Origin of the sequence: Brevibacterium sp. SMBL_HHYL_HB1 (genome assembly GCF_018208375.1) — a bacterium.
Classification (GTDB): Bacteria; Actinomycetota; Actinomycetes; order Actinomycetales; family Brevibacteriaceae; genus Brevibacterium; species Brevibacterium intestinavium.
Genome location: NZ_CP062936.1, coordinates 4,119,263 through 4,137,444, shown reverse-complemented (window position 1 = coordinate 4,137,444; position 18,182 = coordinate 4,119,263). Strand labels below are relative to the sequence as shown.

At 67.0% G+C, this 18,182-nt stretch carries 15 protein-coding genes and 1 tRNA gene; 14 read left to right on the top strand and 2 right to left on the bottom strand.

The window, feature by feature from the left end; genetic code table 11:
* Positions 1-135: 135 nt before the first annotated feature.
* The 13 genes from IG171_RS18725 (at position 136) to IG171_RS18665 (ending at position 14,734) form a co-directional block, all read left to right on the top strand.
* Positions 136-1,200: a LacI family DNA-binding transcriptional regulator gene (locus IG171_RS18725; protein WP_212128864.1), complete on the top strand. Its 1,065-nt coding sequence runs from the start codon at positions 136-138 to the stop codon at positions 1,198-1,200.
* A gap of 198 nt (positions 1,201-1,398) precedes the next feature.
* Positions 1,399-2,583 (top strand): Gfo/Idh/MocA family oxidoreductase, encoded by a 1,185-nt coding sequence (locus IG171_RS18720; protein ID WP_212128862.1) that lies wholly within the window; start codon positions 1,399-1,401, stop codon positions 2,581-2,583.
* 55 nt (positions 2,584-2,638) lie between these two features.
* Positions 2,639-3,568 carry a sugar phosphate isomerase/epimerase gene (locus IG171_RS18715; protein ID WP_349252131.1) on the top strand — a complete coding sequence of 310 codons (930 nt, stop codon included), beginning with the start codon at positions 2,639-2,641 and terminating at the stop codon, positions 3,566-3,568.
* A 118-nt stretch (positions 3,569-3,686) separates the two neighbouring features.
* The gene (locus tag IG171_RS18710; protein WP_212128861.1) at positions 3,687-4,454 is read left to right on the top strand and encodes a GntR family transcriptional regulator; all 768 of its coding nucleotides are present in this window, start codon (positions 3,687-3,689) and stop codon (positions 4,452-4,454) included.
* Positions 4,455-4,722: 268 nt separating this feature from the next.
* The gene (iolC, locus tag IG171_RS18705; RefSeq protein ID WP_212128859.1) at positions 4,723-5,715 is read left to right on the top strand and encodes a 5-dehydro-2-deoxygluconokinase; all 993 of its coding nucleotides are present in this window, start codon (positions 4,723-4,725) and stop codon (positions 5,713-5,715) included.
* A complete protein-coding gene (locus IG171_RS18700; protein WP_249203841.1) occupies positions 5,712-6,662 on the top strand; it encodes a deoxyribose-phosphate aldolase in 951 nt (316 codons plus the stop codon). Before iolC ends, IG171_RS18700 begins: the two co-directional genes overlap by 4 nt.
* Positions 6,663-6,666: 4 nt before the next feature.
* Positions 6,667-7,635, top strand: coding sequence for a 5-deoxy-glucuronate isomerase (gene iolB, locus IG171_RS18695; RefSeq protein WP_212128857.1), 969 nt, complete (start codon positions 6,667-6,669; stop codon positions 7,633-7,635).
* 1 nt (position 7,636) lies between these two features.
* Positions 7,637-9,538, top strand: a complete 1,902-nt coding sequence (gene iolD, locus IG171_RS18690) for a 3D-(3,5/4)-trihydroxycyclohexane-1,2-dione acylhydrolase (decyclizing) (RefSeq protein WP_212128855.1) — start codon at positions 7,637-7,639, stop codon at positions 9,536-9,538.
* Positions 9,539-9,615: 77 nt separating this feature from the next.
* Entirely contained in the window at positions 9,616-10,530 is a 915-nt protein-coding gene (locus IG171_RS18685) for a sugar phosphate isomerase/epimerase (protein WP_212128853.1), read from the top strand.
* Between the two features lie 85 nt (positions 10,531-10,615).
* Positions 10,616-11,644: a Gfo/Idh/MocA family oxidoreductase gene (locus tag IG171_RS18680; RefSeq protein WP_212128851.1), complete on the top strand. Its 1,029-nt coding sequence runs from the start codon at positions 10,616-10,618 to the stop codon at positions 11,642-11,644.
* Between the two features lie 73 nt (positions 11,645-11,717).
* The gene (locus IG171_RS18675; RefSeq protein ID WP_212128849.1) at positions 11,718-12,605 is read left to right on the top strand and encodes a sugar phosphate isomerase/epimerase family protein; all 888 of its coding nucleotides are present in this window, start codon (positions 11,718-11,720) and stop codon (positions 12,603-12,605) included.
* A gap of 252 nt (positions 12,606-12,857) precedes the next feature.
* Entirely contained in the window at positions 12,858-14,273 is a 1,416-nt protein-coding gene (locus IG171_RS18670) for a sugar porter family MFS transporter (protein ID WP_212128847.1), read from the top strand.
* Between the two features lie 101 nt (positions 14,274-14,374).
* The gene (locus IG171_RS18665; RefSeq protein ID WP_212128845.1) at positions 14,375-14,734 is read left to right on the top strand and encodes a universal stress protein; all 360 of its coding nucleotides are present in this window, start codon (positions 14,375-14,377) and stop codon (positions 14,732-14,734) included.
* A gap of 72 nt (positions 14,735-14,806) precedes the next feature.
* On the opposite strand, the gene IG171_RS18660 is transcribed toward IG171_RS18665, so the two are convergent.
* Positions 14,807-14,879, bottom strand: a tRNA-Arg gene (locus IG171_RS18660).
* A 439-nt stretch (positions 14,880-15,318) separates the two neighbouring features.
* Here IG171_RS18660 and IG171_RS18655 point away from each other — a divergent pair.
* A complete protein-coding gene (locus IG171_RS18655; protein ID WP_212128843.1) occupies positions 15,319-17,151 on the top strand; it encodes a phosphoenolpyruvate carboxykinase (GTP) in 1,833 nt (610 codons plus the stop codon).
* 141 nt (positions 17,152-17,292) lie between these two features.
* Here IG171_RS18655 and IG171_RS18650 read toward each other — a convergent pair whose 3' ends face one another.
* On the bottom strand, positions 17,293-17,946 hold the full coding sequence (locus IG171_RS18650) for a hypothetical protein (protein WP_212128841.1): 654 nt from the start codon (positions 17,944-17,946) through the stop codon (positions 17,293-17,295).
* Positions 17,947-18,182: the final 236 nt, after the last annotated feature.

Below are 18,182 nucleotides of genomic sequence, written 5' to 3'. Positions count from 1 at the left end.
GGTTCAAAATGGGATCAGTGCGAATCTAGTGTGATTCGGATCATGAGTCAAGAGGAACTCCGGAAATTCTCCGCCGCCACCGGAAACAGCCACCTCCGGTACACCCCGCACGAGGACCTGTGTGAAGATGAAGCCATGGGATCAGCTGTCGGCGACGAACCGCGGGCCTCGGGGTCGAGGCCCACGATCCGCGATGTCGCAGCGGCGGCCGGAGTGTCGAAGTCACTGGTCTCCCTCGCATTCAAGGACCCCCAGCGCGTCAGCGAGAAGCGACGTCAGCTGATCCTCAGAACCGCTCGGACGCTGGGGTACCAACCGAACTTCCTCGCCCGCTCGCTGGCGACCGACGGCTCGCCGTTCGTCGGCATCCTGGTCGTCAATCTCCACAATCCGATCTTCGCCGAGATCGCCGACGCCGTCCGGGTCGAACTCGACGCCAGGGGAGAGTACGGGCTGATCACCAGCGCCACGGTGGCCGACGATGACGATCCCGAGCGGCCATATGGCCGCATCGACTCCCGAGTCATCGCGATGCTTCAGGACCTGCGGCCCAAGGCGCTGATCGTCGTCGGCACCGTGCTCGAACACGAAGGGCTCTTCGACGGCATCCCGACGGTCTATGCCAGCTCCGAACCCAGCCGGGACTCGGGATGCACCTCGGTCCGCATGGACGACACCCAGGGCGCCGAGCTGGTCATCGACCACCTGCGCGGGCTCGGCCACGAGCGGATCGCCTTCGTCGGAGGTCAGGGCGGAGCCGTGGCGAGGACACGGGAGAGGGCCTACCGGCGGGCGATGGAATCGCGCGGCCTGACCCCGATCGTCCGCCCGGCGGGATACTTCGAACACGACGGCTACGCGGCCGCCGAAGAGCTACTGGCGCTGCCCTCCCCGCCGACGGCAATCGTGTCGATCAACGACATCTCGGCGATCGGCGTCCTCGCCGCCGCCGATGACGCCGGAGTCGCCGTTCCCGACGAGCTCGCCGTCGTCGGCGTGGACAACATCTCCCTGTCCGCACTGAAGAGGATCTCGCTGACGTCGGTGGACCCGCAGAACCAGACGATCGGGCGACTGTCGGCCCGCGCCGTCTTCGACATGCTCGCCGACCCCGAAGAACCGGCCAAGCAGCATCTCATCACACCTCAGCTGGTCATCCGCCGCTCGACGGTCCGCGCTGACACCACCGGCCGCCCGTGACCGACCCCTCTGAACAGCTGCGACGACACCCTCGACGACCATCCGCTCAATCATCTTCATGTCATGACAAACTACCCCTCTTAACCTCTTTTGACCTGACAAATTCGCGTGTAATGTGGTGAGCGCTCCACAGACCTCGGGATCGGACCAGTGCAGGCCGGACCCGATGCCACTCTCACGCATTCAAAGGAGAATCACATGAGGCAGCCCCTCGGGATCGCCGTCATCGGAGCCGGCATGGCCGGCCGCGCCCACGCCGCCGCCTGGCGTGCCGCGCCCACCGCGGGAACCACCGAACTCCCTCCGGTCGAGCTCGTCTCCGTCTGCGATATCGCCGGCGACCTCGCCGCCGCGACCGCCGCCCGCTTCGGCTACGCCCGCCACAACACCGACTGGCACGACATCGTCAACGCCGAGGACATCGACATCGTCAGCGTCGTCGTCGCGAACTCCCTGCACCGGGAGATCGTCGAGGCCCTGCTGGCGGCCGGCAAGCACGTCCTGTGCGAGAAGCCGCTGACCGACACCGTCACCGATGCCGAGTCCATGGTTGCCGCGGCAGACAGGGCGGACTCGCTGGCCCGCCTCGGCTTCACCTTCCGGCGAGCCCCGGGCCTGGCCGCGATCAAGGACTTCATCGACGACGGAACGCTCGGTGAAGTCCAGCACATCAACGCCTGGTACTGGACGGACTACGCCTGCTCCCCCACCGCACCGATGAGCTGGCGCTACAAGGGCGAGCTCGGCAGCGGAGCGCTGGCCGATGTCGGCAGCCACCTGACCGACACCGTCGAATTCCTCGCCGGTCCCATCCAGAAGGTCTCGGGCGGACGCTTCCACACCGCGATCACTTCTCGCCCGCTGCCGCTCGGCCACGTCGTCGGACACGACCACGCCGAGGTCAGCGACGAGTTCGAACCCGTCGGCAACGACGACTACGCCGGCTTCGGCGTCGAATTCCCCACCGGCTCCGGCTCCCTCCAGGTCTCGCGCATCGCCGCCGGCCATCCGAACAGCCTCGGCGTCGAGGTCTTCTGCAGAAACGGCTCGGCCGCATTCGACTTCCGCCACCCCGGACAGATCGTGCTCAGCCGAACCACCGACGGGAGCGGCGGAACCGGACTGACGACCATCCAGCTCGGCCCCGACCACCCCTATATCGCCGATGGCCTCGCCATGGCCGCCCCGGGTGTGGGCGTCGGTCAGAACGACGGCTTCGTCTTCCAGGCCCGCGCCTTCCTCGACGAGGTCGCCGGTCATTCCGAGGCCGACTCCCTGCCCCGCTGCGCCCACTTCTCCGAGGGCCTGCACGCCTTGAGAGTCCGCGACGCCGTCATCGACTCGGCCAGCGACAACGGAACCGCCAAGGAGGTCCCAGCATGAAGTACGGAATCTACACCGCCATCCTCCACGACCGCCCCTGGCCGACGCCCTGACCGTGATCAGGGATCTCGGCCTCGACGCGGCCGAGATCAACGTCGGCGGATTCCTCCCACCCGCCCATATGCCCACGATCGATGACATCCTGACCTCCGACGATGCCCGCGACGAATATCTCGCCACCTTCGCCGAGGCGGGTGTCGAGCTGGCCGGTCTCAACGCCAACGGCAACCCGCTGCATCCGAATCCCGAGATCGGCCCGCCGACGCGCTCGGACATCGAACGGGCCATCAGGGTCGCGAACCGGCTCGGCCAGACCCGCGTGGTGACGATGTCGGGCCTGCCCGGCGCGAATTCCACCGCCCAATCGCCGACCTGGATCGTCAACCCCTGGGAATCGTCCCTGCTCGACATCCGCGACGCCCAATGGGAGGCGGCCACCCCGATCTGGCGCGATCTCGACCGCCTCGCCGCCGACAACGGCGTGCAGATCGCCATCGAGATGCACCCGCACAACCTCGTGTTCAACCCGGCCACGCTCGAACGCCTCGTCGAGACGATCGCGGCGACGAACATCGGCGCGGAGATGGATCCCTCGCACCTGTTCTGGCAGGGCATCGACCCGGTCGCCGCCGTCGACCACCTCGGCGAGCTCGTCGTCCACGCCGCGGCCAAGGACGTGCGCATCAACGACGCCGCAAAGGTCCACGGGGTCCTCGACGACCGTCACACGCGCTTCACCGGGGACCGGATCACGAACATCCGCGGCGGGGCGGCGATCAGCGCCTGGCCGGAGAACTCGGCCTGGGACTTCGTCGCCCTCGGCAAAGGCCACGATCAGGACTTCTGGAACCGGTTCGTCGCCGCCCTGTCCCGCGTCGATGCGGATATGGCCGTGCACATCGAGCACGAGGACGAATCGCTCGGCCGGATCGAAGGACTGCAGACCGCCGCCGAGGTGCTGCTGAGAGCCGCACGCAGCCGCTGAGAACCGCACGCAGCCGCTGAAAACGACGACCTGGGTGCGGTGGCCCGCGCGAGTCACCGCACCCGGGCAGCGGCGGCCCGAGTAAGCTCGAGACAGATCCCCGACGAGGCAGGAGTCCATGGCACGCGAACCCGAGACCGAGCTCCCTGCGGAGTTCTTCGGTCCCCTCGACCGCTCCCCCGGAGCCATGCCCCTCTACATCCAGATCGCCCGCAAGCTCGAAGCCGCCATCGCCGCCGGCACCCTCGTGGCCGGGACCCGGCTGGAGAACGAGGTCGCGATGGCCAAGCGCATCGGCCTGTCCCGACCGACGATCCGACAGGCGATCCAGGACCTCGTCGACAAGGGACTGCTCGTGCGCCGCCGTGGGATCGGCACACAGGTCATCCAACGGCCTGTGGCTCGGCCGGTCGATCTCACCAGCCTCTATGAGGACCTCGAGAAGTCCGGCAACCCACCCTCGACCGTCGTCCTGTCCCACCGAGTCGAAGCCGCCGACGCGGAGGCGGCCGAGCACCTGGGGGTGCCGATCGGCACCCCCAGCCTCCACCTGCAGCGGCTGCGCCTGGTCGGATCGACGCCGCTGGCGGTGCTGCACAATGTGCTGCCCGCCCCCTTCACCGACATCTCCGCCGAAGAGCTCGTCAGCACCGGCCTCTACGAGACCCTGCGGGCCCGCGGAGTCGTCTTCTCCGTCGCTCAGCAGACGATCGGCGCGAAGGCCGCCGATTCCGCCGAGGCCGAACTGCTCGAAATCGAGACCGGCTCACCGCTGCTGACGATGAATCGCACCGCCCTCGACCACTCGGGCACCATCGTCGAATGGGGCGACCACTGCTACCGTCCCGATCTCTACTCCTTCGAAACCACCCTCGTCTCCCGCTGAGGCCGCAGACTCGCACCCACCGGCCCGCTCGGTCGTCCCATTCCATCGCTCGTGCACCCTGCTCATCGACGCCCTCGCCGGCGCCTGGGCCCTGCCGCCGCCCTGCCTCATTCCGCGCACCATCCGTGACCGCATCGCCCCTTGCCGCCACCGGAGAAATTTTCCCCCAAGGGGTGACGACGCACTCGAACAGTGCTATTGTCATGACAAATACTTTGTCCTAACAAATACCGCCACGGCATCGCCGCCGTAGAGAAGGATGGCCCCCATGACCTCCTCGCCGACACCGGCACCTCGAACCTCGCCGTTCGACCTGATCACGATCGGACGCATCGGCGTCGACATCTACCCGCTCCAGGACGGCATCGGCCTCGAACAGGTCGAGACCTTCGGCAAGTACCTCGGCGGTTCGGCTTCGAACGTCGCCGTCGCCGCCGCCAAGCACGGTCTCGACTCCGCCGTCATCACCGCCACCGGTGACGACCCCTTCGGACGGTACCTGCACGAGGAGGTCGCCCGCCTCGGCGTGGACAACCGGTGGGTCGGGACGAACTCGACCTACAACACTCCCGTGACCTTCTGCGAGATCTTCCCGCCCGATGACTTCCCGCTCTACTTCTACCGCGATCCGAAGGCACCCGACCTCGACCTGAGCGAGTCCGACCTCGACCTCGAGCAGATCGCCTCGGCGAAGATCTTCTGGGCCACCGTGACCGGACTGAGCCTCGAGCCCAGCCGCGGGACCCATCACGCCGCCTGGGCCGCGCGCGGGCGTGCCGAGCACACCGTGCTCGACCTCGACTACCGGCCCATGTTCTGGCAGAGCCCGCAGATCGCCAGCGCCGAGGTGGCCCGCGCTCTCGAGCACGTCACCGTGGCCGTGGGCAACCGCGAGGAATGCGAGATCGCCGTCGGCGAGACCGAACCCGAGCGCGCCGCCGACGCCCTGCTCGAACGCGGCGTCGAACTCGCGATCGTCAAGCAGGGCCCCAAGGGCGTGCTGGCGAAGACCGCCGATGAGCGGGTCGAGGTTCCGCCCTACCCCGTCGACGTCGTCAACGGCCTCGGCGCCGGAGACGGCTTCGGCGGAGCCCTGTGCCACGGACTGCTGGCCGGCTGGGATCTCGACTACCTGCTGCGCTTCGCCAATGTCGCCGGGGCCGTCGTGGCCACCCGCCGCGAATGCTCGACCGCGATGCCGACGACCGATGAGATCACCGCCGTCATCGGAGCCCCCGAGGCGAAGGGAGCCCGCGCATGAGCACCGATTCCTCGACCGCGGCGGCACCTGCGACGCACTCGGCAGCGCCCGAGCACCTCGACGCCGAGGCCTTCGCCGCACTGCGCCAGGTCCGCTTCACCGACCCCGGCGCGATCACCCGCGCCTGGAACGGCCGCTCCCGCCGCACGCTGGCCGGGACCGACTCGCGCCTGTTCATCGTCGCCGCCGACCACCCGGCCCGCGGGGCCATGAAGGTCGGCGAGGACGCCCTGGCGATGGCCGATCGCGCCGATCTCGTCACCCGCCTGGCCACCGCCCTGTCGCGGCCCGGAGTGGATGGTGTGCTGGCCACCGCGGAGATCCTCGACGACCTCGCCTTCCTCGGACACCTCGAGGACAAGCTCGTCGTCGGGTCGATGAACCGCGGCGGCCTGGCCGGCTCGAGCTTCGAGATCGACGACCGGTTCACCGGACACACCGTGGCGCAGATGGCCCGCGACGGCATCGACCTGGCCAAGACGCTGCTGCGGATCAACCTCGACGACCCGGCGACCCCGGCGGCCCTCGAGGCCAATGCGCAGGCCGTCAACGCCTGCGCCGAGGCGAATCTGCCCGTCATGCTCGAACCGTTCATGAACGAATGGGTCGACGGCAGGGTCCGCAACCGGCTCACGCCCGAGGCCGTCATCAACTCCATCGGCATCGCCCAGGGCCTCGGGGCGACCTCGACCCACACCTGGCTGAAGATTCCCGTCGTCGACGACATGGAACGGGTCATGGCCGCGACCACGCTGCCGACGCTGCTGCTCGGCGGGGAGCGCTCGAACGACCCCGAGGCGACCTTCCGCAGCTGGGAGAGCGCTCTGGGGCTGCCCGGCGTGCGCGGGCTCGTGATCGGCCGCTCGATCCTCTACCCCGCCGACGGCGACCTCGTCTCGGCCGTCGACCGTGCAGCCGAACTCGTCCACGGACAGGAGAGGATCTGAAGACATGATCAACGAATGGTTCCACACTGCAGGCACCCTCGCCCGAGACGGATTCGACTCCGTCGTCGACGCACGGATCGAAGGGTGGGCGCACACCGGATTCCGCTCGGTCACCCTGGGAGACGCCTCGGGCCTGGCCGTGCCCTCGGCACCTGCCGGCACCACGGCCGGAGGCACGCTCCCGACCTCGATCGATCTGCCCGCCGCCGCGGTCGAACGGGTCATCGTCCCGCTCGCCGGTGAGACGTTCACCGTCGACTACACCCTGTCCGACGGCACCACGGGCAGCCAGGAGCTGAGCGGTCGGACCTCGGTCTTCCACGGTCCCGCCGACTGCCTCTACCTGCCGACCGGGACCAGTGCCGCCCTGTCCTCGCCCGCCGGACGGATCGCCGTCGCCGAGGCATCGACCGAGGAGACCCGACCCGTCCAGTTCATGTCCGCCGCCGAGGTTCCCGTCGAACTGCGCGGTTCGGGCATCTCCAGCCGCCAGGTCCACAACTTCGCCACCCCGGCCGGACTCGACTGCGTGAAGATCATCGCCTGCGAGGTCATCACCCCCGGCGGCAACTGGTCGTCCTATCCCCCGCACAAACACGATGAGGCGATCGCCGGATCCGAGTCCCGCCTCGAGGAGATCTACTACTTCGAGACCGCGGTCTCCCGCGGCTGCCGGGCACCGGCCGAGGCCGATCCGTTCTCCCTGTTCTCGACCTACTCCTCGGCCGCCGGTGAGATCACCACCTCGGCGACGGTGCGCACCGGCGACATCGCGCTCGTGCCCTTCGGCTACCACGGGCCGCTGGCCGCCGCCCCCGGCTACGACAACTACTACCTCAACGTCATGGCCGGCCCCGACGAGGAGCGGGTGTGGCTGATCAGCGACGATCCCGCTCACGGCTGGGTCCGCGAGGAGTGGGAGGACCTCGAGTTCGACTCCCGCCTGCCCTACGAGCCTTCGAAGGAGAAGTGACATGACCACGATGACGGTCGCTCAGGCGCTGATGACGTTCCTCTCCCGCCAGTACACCGTCGACGGCGATGTGCGGGTGCGGACCATCGCCGGCACGTTCGGCATCTTCGGACACGGCAACATCGGCGGCATCGGTCAGGCCCTGCGCCAGCTCGGTCATGAGGATCCGCATGCCATGCCCTACCACCAGGGCCGCAATGAACAGGCCATGGTCCATCAGGCCGCGGGCTTCGCGCGGATGAACCGTCGGCGCTCGACCTTCGCCGCGGCCGCCTCGGTGGGTCCCGGTGCGTCGAACATGCTCACCGGCGCGGCCCTGGCCACGGCCAACCGGCTGCCGGTCCTGCTCCTGCCCTCGGACGCCTTCGCCACCCGCGTCGCCGACCCGGTCCTGCAGCAGCTCGAGCACCCGCATGACACATCACTGCAGGTCACGGATGCCTTCCGTCCGCTCTCCCGGTTCTTCGACCGGGTCGAGAGGCCCGAACAGCTCTTCTCCATCGCCCTGGCCGCGATGCGGGTGCTCACGGATCCGGCGGAGACCGGGGCCGTGACCATCGCCCTGCCCGAGGACGTCCAGGCCGAGCTCGTCGACGTTCCCGAGGAATTCCTCGCCGAACGCGAGTGGCACATCCGCCGCCCCCTGCCCGAACCCGGACCCCTCGACCGCGCGGCCGCCGCGATCCGCCAGGCGAAGGAACCGCTGATCATCGCCGGCGGCGGGGTCATCTACTCCGAGGCCGAAGACGAGCTGCGCTCCTTCGCCGAGGCGACCGGCATCCCCGTGGCCACCACCCAGGCCGGCGGCGGAGCGCTCGATCACGATCATCCTCTCAACCTCGGCGGGGTCGGAGCCACCGGCTCGGCGGCAGCGAACCGGATCGCCGCCTCGGCGGACGTGATCATCGGCATCGGCACCCGCTACAGCGATTTCACGACCTCGAGCCGCACGGCCTTCGCCAACCCGGACGTGAGCTTCGTCAACCTCAACGTCGCCGGCTTCGACGCCTACAAGCACGGCAGCCGCTATCCGATCGTCGCCGACGCCCGCGCGGGACTGCAGGGGCTGAGCGGCAGCCTCGGCCGGTTCCGGGTCGAGTCGGTCCACAGTCGTCGGGTCGAGACCGAGAAGGCGAACTGGAACGCCGAGGTCGACGCTTCCACCGCTCACACCGATGCCGAGCTGCCCGGTCAGCCCGAGATCATCGGGGCCGTCAACCGGGCCACCGGGCCCCGCGATGTCGTCGTCCAGGCCGCCGGGTCCCTGCCCGGGGATCTGCAGAAGCTCTGGCGGACCCGTGACGCGCTCGGCTATCACGTCGAGTACGCGTTCTCCTGCATGGGCTACGAGATCGCCGGCGGACTCGGCGTCCGTCGGGCCATCGACGCCGCCGGAGACGACCGCGATGTCGTCGTCATGGTCGGCGACGGATCCTACCTCATGCTCCACACTGAGCTGGTCACCGCGGTCGCCGAAGGGCTCAAGCTCATCGTCGTGCTCATCCAGAACCACGGCTACGCCTCGATCGGGCACCTGTCCGAAACCGTGGGGGCGCCGCGGTTCGGCACCTGGTACCGGAAGTACGACGCGGACTCACCGGAGTTCCGCACCGATGAGGTCCTGCCCGTCGACCTCGCTGCCAACGCCCGCTCCTACGGCATCGACGTCGTCGAGATCGAGCCCGGGGCCGGGGCCGGGGCCCGGCTGACCGAGGCCGTCAAAGCCGCACGTGCGGCCGAGACCTCGACGCTCATCCACATCAACTCCGACCCGCTCGTCTACGCCCCCGAGGGTGAGGGCTGGTGGGACGTGCCCGCCGCGGCCGCCTCGACGATGGCCGACACCCAGGCCGCCCGCGCCGCCTACGAGGACGAACGCAGCACCCAGCGCCCGCTCCTGTGAGGGTCGGGCCCGGCCCGATCGGCGTCCCCCATGGGCCAGCGATGAACTCAGAAGAACCCTGATCTTAGGACACACCAATGACGACGCAGTCACTTCGCATCGGCACCGCCCCCGACTCCTGGGGCGTCTGGCTGCCCGACCATCCCGGCCAGGTCCCCTGGCAGCGCTTCCTCGACGAGGTGGTGGAGGCCGGGTACACGTGGATCGAGCTCGGTCCCTACGGCTACCTGCCCACGGACCCGAACCAGCTGCGTGAGGAGCTCGCATCCCGCGGACTCAAACTCTCCGGCGGCACCGTGTTCACCGGCTTCCACAAGACGGACGACCAGTTCGATCGGGCCTGGAGGCAGGCCGAAGCGGTCGCGTCCCTGACCGCCGAACTCGGCGGCGAGCACATCGTCGTCATCCCCGACCTTTGGCGCTCCGACACCACCGGCCAGGCCCTCGAGCCGCGCACCCTCGATGACGAACAGTGGGCGCGCATGGCCGCCGGCCACGACAGTCTGGGCAAGGCGCTGTATGAGGAGTTCGGTCTCAGCCAGCAGTTCCATTCCCACGCCGATTCGCATGTGGGCACGCATTCGGAGGTCGAGCGCTTCCTCGAACTCACCGATGAGCGCTACACGAACCTCTGCCTCGACACCGGGCACTTCTCCTATTACGGCGGGGACAACCTGGGACTCATCGCCGACCATCCCTCGCGGATCGGCTACCTGCACCTCAAGCAGGTCGATCCGGTCATGATCTTCGATGTGCTCAAGTCCGACACGCCGTTCGGGGACGCCGTGGGAGCCGGCATCATGGTCGAACCCGATCAGGGGGTCCCTCCGCTCGATCCGATCATCGAGGCCGTCGCCGCACTCGATGAGGACATCTTCGCCATCGTCGAGCAGGACATGTTCGGCTGCAGCGTCGATGCCCCCTTCCCGATCGCCCAGCGGACGCTGCAGACGATCCTGACCTCCACCGAGGCGGCCGTCGTCGACCGGTGACCACCACGCTTCGCCGATCGGGCCGCCCGCCGCAGACCCACACAGCTTCACCGACACACAACCTCGCAGACACACAGGAGTGACAATGACCGCTTCAGATCCGCCCCAGGACTTCCGCGTCGGCATCGTCGGCGCCGGCATGATGGGTGCCGACCACGTCAAACGCATCACCTCGACGATCAGCGGCGCCCGAGTCTCAGCGGTCGTCGACCCCGATCAGCCCCGGCTCGCCTCGGCGCTGGAGAACGCCCCGGGAGCGACCGGCTACTCACGCATCGAAGACGCCCTCGAGGCCGATGCGGTCGATGGTGTGCTCATCGCCACTCCCGGCTTCCTCCACGAACAGGTGCTGCTGCCCTGCCTCGCGGCGGGGGTGCCGATCCTGTGCGAGAAGCCGCTGACGACGGACCCCGAATCCTCGTGGCGGGTCCTCGAGGCAGAACAGGCCACCGGCCGCCAGCTCATCCAGGTCGGCTTCATGCGCCGCTTCGATCCCGAATACCGGCAGCTGCGCGAGCTCATCGTCAGCGAGGAGGCCGGTCAGCTGCTCATGCTCCGCTGCGCCCACCGCAATCCCACGGTGCCCGACTCGTACCAGCAGGAATCGCTGATCAACGACTCGGTCGTCCACGAGTTCGATGTCGTTCCGTGGCTGGCGGACTCGCCGATCGTCGGCCTCGAGGTCAAACACACTCGCCGCAACCGGCTGACACCCGAGAGGCTCAAGGAGCCGATCCTGGTGCTCATGGAACTCGCCAACGGCACCCTGGTCGATCTCGAGATGAACGTGAGCATCCAGTTCGGCTACCAGGTGACCACCGAGGCGGTCTTCGACTCCGGCATCGCCCGGATCGGCGAAACGCACGGCCTGCAACTGTGGCACCGGGGACGCTCCGGACTCGCCGAGCACGCCGATTTCACCACTCGCTTCGCCACCGCCTACGACGACCAGGTTCAGGCCTGGGTCGATGCCGCCCGCCGCGGAACCATCGCCGGACCTTCGGCCTGGGACGGCTACAAGGTGGCCGTGGCCTGCCGCGAGGGCGTCGCCTCGCTGTTCGACGGCAAACCCCGCACCCTCGATCTGCCGGAGGTCCCCGCCTTCTACCGCTGACGCCGGCCGCCTTCCGTCCTGCCTCTCCCGTCTGCCATCCGACACTGACATCACTGGATCACCTGGAGCACCAATGAAGATCGCCTACGATCCCACCCCGCTGCATCCGACACACCGTCTGCTCGATTTCCCCTCCGCCACCGCGGACCTCGGGTACGACTTCCTGCAGCTGACCCCTCACCCGGACTTCGCCACCCACTTCCGGTACCCGAAGATGGACCGCGACCTCATCCGGCGTTTCAAGCGCGCCGTCGAAGCCGCCGGCATCACGGTTCCGGCCCTGCTGCCCGTGCAGCGGATCTCCTGGCCCGACGAGGCCAAGCGGGCGGCGGCGGTGAAGAACTTCCGCCGCGTCATCGAGATCGCCGTCGACCTCGGCGTGAAGACGATCAACACCGAATTCAGCGGACGTCCCGAAGCCTTCGAGGACTCCGAGGAGTCGTTCTACCGGTCGATGGATGAACTTCTGCCGATCATCGAGCGGGAGGGGATGCGCCTGAACATCGACCCACACCCTGATGACTTCGTCGAGGACGGACACGAGGCGTGGAGGGTCCTGCGCGGACTCGACTCCGCATCAGTCGGCTTCGTCTACGTCGCTTCCCACACCTTTCACTACGGTGACTGCCTCGAGACCCTGGCCGATGAACTCGGCGAGCGGCTGAACGCCGTCTACATCTCCGACGCCTTCGACCACCGGGCCTCGAACGGACTGCGCTACATCGCGAACCCGCCGACCACCTCGGCGCGGGTGCATCAGCACCTCAAGGTCGGAGACGGCGATGTCGACTTCGACGCACTGTTCGCGACCCTGCGCAGAACCGGGTTCCTCGACCGCGAGGACGGACTCATCGTGTCCAACGTCTTCGGCGAGAACGAGAACAACGATGCCGTCAGCCGCTATCAGAAGCAGCGCATCGACGAACTCATCGCCTCGTCATCGGCCGACACCCGCGACTGACCACCGCCGCGCACCGGTGCCACAGTCGGTGCGCGGCATCGCAGTCGGTGCGCGGTCCCGGCACCAGCACCGGCAACGGCACCACAACTGAACAGTCCTGCTCCACCGCACCACTTCGACATGGTGGGGCCGCCCTGACGCCTCGAAGCGGTGGGACGACCCGTCACCACAGCGTTGTGGGGCTGCCTGTCGGATTCCTCTGCGAGCTGTCCGACGGATCACCAGAGAATCATTCGAAGGAGAGTGAACACCATGAGCGGTCAACACAAGTCGCTGGTGGACCTTCCACCCTACACCAAGGGTCCGCACACCTCACGCCTGGGCATCATCGCCGTCGTCGCCACATTCGGCGGACTGCTGTTCGGCTACGACACCGGCGTCGTCAACGGCGCCCTCGAACCGCTGACCCACGATTTCGGACTGACTCCGCGCACCGAGGGCATCGTCGTCAGCTTCCTGACCATCGGTGCGGCCTTCGGTGCCGTCATCGGCGGGCGGCTCTCCGACGCCTTCGGGCGACGCTCGAACATCCTGCTCCTGGCCACCTTCTTCATCGTCGGAACTCTGGCCTGCTCACTGGCCCCGAACTGGCAGTTCCTCGCCGGAGCGCGCTTCTTCCTCGGCCTGGCCGTCGGTGCGGCATCGACGACCGTGCCGGTCTATCTGGCCGAGCTCGCTCCCTTCGAGAAGCGCGGCTCGCTCGTGACCCGCAACGAGGTGATGATCGTCGTCGGTCAGTTCGCCGCCTTCGTCATCAACGCGATCATCTTCAACATCTGGGGCGAGCACGAGGGCGTGTGGCGCTACATGCTCGCCGTCGCTGTTCTGCCGGCCATCGCGCTGCTGATCGGGATGCTCTTCCTGCCCGAGAGTCCCCGCTGGCTGATCGCGAAGAACCGCGACGAACAGGCTCTGGGAGTCCTCAAGCAGGTCCGCTCCGACGAACGGGCTGAGGCGGAGATGAAGGAAGTCGAGATCCTCGCCGCGCAGGAAGAGGAATCGAAGACCGGCGGCGTGTCCGACCTCGCCTCGAAATGGGTGCTCAGACTCGTCCTCATCGGAGTCGGTCTGGGCATCGCCCAACAGCTGACAGGCATCAACTCGGTCATGTACTACGGCACTCAGCTGCTGACCAACGCCGGGTTCTCCGCCGATGCCGCGATCATCGCGAACACCTTCAACGGGCTCTTCTCCGTCCTCGGCGTCACCGTCGGCATCCTGCTCATCAACCGGCTTCCACGCCGGTTCATGCTCATCGGCGGATTCACGCTGACCAGTTCCTTCCACCTGCTCATCGGCCTCTCTGCCGTGTTCCTACCCGACGGGACCTTCAAGGCCTATGCGATCCTCGTCTTCATCGTCCTGTTCGTCTTCTCCATGCAGGGAACGCTGGGACCGCTCGTATGGCTCATGCTCGCCGAGATCTTCCCGCTCAAGATCCGCTCCTTCGCAATGGGCATCTGCGTGTTCGCACTGTGGATGGCAAACGCCGCCGTCGCCCAGTTCTTCCCGAGCGTGGTCAGCGGGCTCGGGATCTCGAACACCTTCTTCCTCTTCGCCGGGCTCGGAGTGCTGGCGCTTCTGTTCATCTACTTCTTCGTTCCCGAAACCCGGAACAAGACCCTCGAGGACCTCGAGGCCGAGTTCCGCGCGAAGTACGGTGAGTAAGATGAGACACCCTGTCCCAGTCACTCGCCCCTTCGGCCCTCGCCGAAACCGCCCGAGCTCGCCAACCTCGTCTTCCGATCTCTGCCACGAAGGAGTCCATCATGTCGATCCTGGTCGCCGTTCCTGACCGCAAGGAGGGTGCTTCGGCTGTCACCGCCGCCATCGCCGAAGCCGAACTCCTCGACACCGACCTCGTCATCGTTCCGCTCGGTCTCGCCTCCTCGTTCGACACCTCAGCCCTCGACGAGAGCGGAATCGACTACACCGTCATCAACCGCAAGGGCCGCGGTGACCGGGACCCCGCCGAGGCGGTCCTCGACGAACTCGAGGACCGCCCCGAGGTCGTCCGCCTCGTCATCGGGATGCGCCGCCGGTCCCGAGTAGGCAAGATGCTCATCGGATCGATCAGTCAGAGGCTGCTTCTCGACTCCCCCGTCCCGGTGCTCGCCGTCAAGGACTGATCATCGGCACTCGGTCAGGGCAGAACAGACAAGAAGTCCCCCGCCAGAACTGGCGGGGGACTTCCTCTTCGGTGCGCCACGAGGGATTCGAACCCCCAACCTTCTGATCCGTAGTCAGATGCTCTATCCGTTGAGCTAGTGGCGCGTGTTGCCTAGGCCATCGCCCTGCAACTCGATCAACTATACACACCGTGCTCACTCCAGCTCAAATCGCCCCAACGTGCGCTTCGCCACACTCGCCCGCCTTCGCATGAGGTGCGCATTTCCGCATGAGAGGGCAGGAGCGGCCTCGGCGAACGGGTCCGTTCGGAAACCGAACGCGGATCGACGGATGAGAACCGGCAGATTTCAGTACAGACTCCCACTGAAATTGCACGTCATAATACTGAAAAGAAACGTCAATTGATTGCTTCTTTCACGTCAAAAGTGACTGCGTTGTGATCCAATGCACATCTTCACGTGACCGAAACCGGCGATTTTCGCGGCTGTCCCCATCCTACGGTGGAGGTGTACCAACCGCTCGACGGAATCAGCCACCGCCCGAGACGAAACCCCCGCACTCTCGACCCAACAGGAGACCACTCATGACTGTCCTCGACCATGATGTCGTCGCTGACCAGCTGAAGAACGCCCCGACCGACAACGAATCGGTGCTGTCGTTCGTCGGCCGGATCGCCTCCCTCACCACCCCGGACGAGATCGTCTGGGTCGATGGTTCCGACGAACAGAAGAACCGGATCGCCGAGCAGCTCGTCGAGTCCGGGACCATTGTGCGCGTGGCCGGAACCGAGGACTCCTACTACGCGGCCTCCGACCCCGAGGACGTCGCCCGCGTCGAAGATCGCACCTACATCTGCTCCGTCGACGAGAAGGACGCCGGCCCGCTCAACAACTGGGTCGCCCCGGACGAGATGAAGCAGACGCTGAACGGACTGTTCGACGGCTCGATGCGCGGACGCGCCATGTACGTCATCCCCTTCGTCATGGGCCATGCCGAGGCGGATCAGCCGATGTTCGGCATCGAGGTCACGGACTCTCCCTACGTCGTCCTCTCCATGCTCGTCATGGCGCGCTCGGGCAAGTACGCCCTCGACGCGATCGAGGCCCAGGACGCGGAGTTCGTCGAGTGCGTCCACTCGGTCGGCGCTCCGCTGGAAGCAGGACAGGACGATGTCGCCTGGCCCTGCAACCCCACGAAGTACATCACCCACTTCCCGGAAGAGCGTGCGATCTGGTCGTTCGGCTCCGGCTACGGCGGCAACGCGCTGCTGGGCAAGAAGTGCTACGCCCTGCGCATCGCCTCGGCGATCGCTCGCGACGAAGGCTGGCTGGCCGAGCACATGCTCATCCTCAAGCTGACCAGCCCGGAGGGCGAGGTCAAGTACATCGCCGCCGCGTTCCCCTCGGCCTGCGGCAAGACCAACCTCGCCATGATCGAACCGACCATCCCCGGCTGGAAGGCCGAGACTCTCGGTGACGACATCGCCTGGATGCGCTTCGGCGCCGACGGTCAGCTCTACGCCGTCAACCCCGAATTCGGTCTCTTCGGCGTCGCGCCGGGCACCGGCTACACCACGAACCCGACCGCGATGCGCGCCATCGAGGCCGGCGGCAACATCTTCACCAACGTCGCTCTGACCGACGACGGAGATGTGTGGTGGGAAGGCAAGACCGACGAGACGCCGGCGCATCTGACCGACTGGAGGGGCAACGACTGGACTCCCGAGTCCGAGACTCCCGCCGCTCACCCGAACTCGCGCTTCTGCACCCCGATCGCGAACGTCCCCACGCTGGCCCCGGAGTGGACGAACCCGAACGGTGTGCCGATCTCGGCCATCCTCTTCGGCGGTCGTCGCAAGACCACGATGCCGCTGGTGACCGAGACCAAGGACTGGACACACGGCGTGTTCATGGGTTCGGTGCTGTCCTCGGAGACCACGGCCGCCGCCACCGGGGCCGTCGGCGTCGTCCGCCGCGATCCCATGGCCATGCGCCCGTTCATCGGCTACAACGTCGGTGACTACCTCCAGCACTGGCTCGACATCGGCAACACCGAAGGTGCTCAGCTGCCGAAGATCTTCTACGTCAACTGGTTCCGTCGCGATGACGACAACTCGTTCCTGTGGCCCGGATTCTCCGAGAACTCGCGCGTCCTCAAGTGGATCTTCGAGCGCGTGGCCGGCACCGCCGAGGCCGTCGAGTCCCCGCTGGGCCTGACCCCGGTCGAGGGCGGTCTGGACACAGAGGGTCTCGACTTCACCGACGAGCAGCTGCGCAAGGCACTGGCCATCAAGCCCGAGGAGTGGGAGACCGAACTCGGACTCATCGAGGAATGGTACGCCGAGCTCGGCGATTCGGTTCCGACCGAACTGCGCAATGAGGTCGACAAGCTCCGCGAGCGCCTCGGCCTGGCCTGAGTCGCATCGGCTCGCCGGTCCGGGCCGATTCGCTTGATTGAGCCCCTGAGGGCCTGAGCCCTCCGGCCGCTGAGGATCCCCCAACCGCCGCCGAGGTGGCTGGGGGATCTTCGTGTCCCGTTGAGGTGGCACGGAACGGACTCAGCTCTGCCCCGGGGGCGCCCCTCTCACCTGCACGAGAAATGCCAGCACATCACGCGAGCGCCCGTGAAGCATGGTCGATACGCGGTGGGTGACCATCGCCGGTTTCCTGCCCATCAACCTGTTCTGATGAGCGGTGGCCCCATGAGCAGTGATCGTCACGATCAGCCCGTCCGGCATCGGCCATCTCCTCGGCAGAAACTGTCCGCCCAGGCTGACGATGCCCGTCCACGGGGCCGCGAACCGTATCGTCCGTCCGCCGGGCTTCCACCACGAGGCTTCCACACCCCACCGCGACACGACCAGCTGCGGTCGCACGAGGGGAAAGATGAATGTCCACAGCACTGCGCCCAGGCCGAACAGCACAAAACCTGCGGCGAACACCAGCAAGAAGAAGAACACCAGCCAACCGCCGAAGTCTTCGGACAGCGGGTTCCATGAGCCCGCATTGACGGTGAACATCAAGATGCTCGCTCCGACGAACAGCCAGCAGACGAGGTCCCACACAATCGTCTTGAACAGGTTCGTCCGCAGCACCACGCGACCATTGCGGCGCATTTCCGCGGTCCACCGGTCGAGGCGGCGGTGATCGACCCGGGCGATTTCCTTGAGCAGATCTGCAGAAAGCCCAGGGTCATTCTGTCGAATTGTCACAGGTCGAGTGTAGATGCCTCGTCTTGGTGCCGGGTCGTGGACGAGTCGGGCCGCATCTCGAGGGCCGCTTCCCGGAAATTGCGTCCACCGTCAGCGGCATCTCAGACTATGCGCCGCAATGCGTCTCCGAAGAGACGTTGCGCACCAGTGCAACGGTAGGAATCGCGGCCAAAGGTGCCCGATGCGAGTTCATGCCGCGAAGAGCACCTGCCAAGGCGGCAGCCCCGGGCGTCGAA

Coding starts and splice junctions, on each gene's coding strand:
- IG171_RS18670 (WP_212128847.1), top strand. CDS start 12,858: ATGAGCGGTCAACACAAGTCGCTGGTGGACCTTCCACCCTACACCAAG.
- IG171_RS18665 (WP_212128845.1), top strand. CDS start 14,375: ATGTCGATCCTGGTCGCCGTTCCTGACCGCAAGGAGGGTGCTTCGGCT.
- IG171_RS18725 (WP_212128864.1), top strand. CDS start 136: ATGGGATCAGCTGTCGGCGACGAACCGCGGGCCTCGGGGTCGAGGCCC.
- iolB (WP_212128857.1), top strand. CDS start 6,667: ATGATCAACGAATGGTTCCACACTGCAGGCACCCTCGCCCGAGACGGA.
- IG171_RS18680 (WP_212128851.1), top strand. CDS start 10,616: ATGACCGCTTCAGATCCGCCCCAGGACTTCCGCGTCGGCATCGTCGGC.
- IG171_RS18710 (WP_212128861.1), top strand. CDS start 3,687: ATGGCACGCGAACCCGAGACCGAGCTCCCTGCGGAGTTCTTCGGTCCC.
- IG171_RS18655 (WP_212128843.1), top strand. CDS start 15,319: ATGACTGTCCTCGACCATGATGTCGTCGCTGACCAGCTGAAGAACGCC.
- IG171_RS18675 (WP_212128849.1), top strand. CDS start 11,718: ATGAAGATCGCCTACGATCCCACCCCGCTGCATCCGACACACCGTCTG.
- IG171_RS18720 (WP_212128862.1), top strand. CDS start 1,399: ATGAGGCAGCCCCTCGGGATCGCCGTCATCGGAGCCGGCATGGCCGGC.
- iolC (WP_212128859.1), top strand. CDS start 4,723: ATGACCTCCTCGCCGACACCGGCACCTCGAACCTCGCCGTTCGACCTG.
- IG171_RS18700 (WP_249203841.1), top strand. CDS start 5,712: ATGAGCACCGATTCCTCGACCGCGGCGGCACCTGCGACGCACTCGGCA.
- IG171_RS18685 (WP_212128853.1), top strand. CDS start 9,616: ATGACGACGCAGTCACTTCGCATCGGCACCGCCCCCGACTCCTGGGGC.
- iolD (WP_212128855.1), top strand. CDS start 7,637: ATGACCACGATGACGGTCGCTCAGGCGCTGATGACGTTCCTCTCCCGC.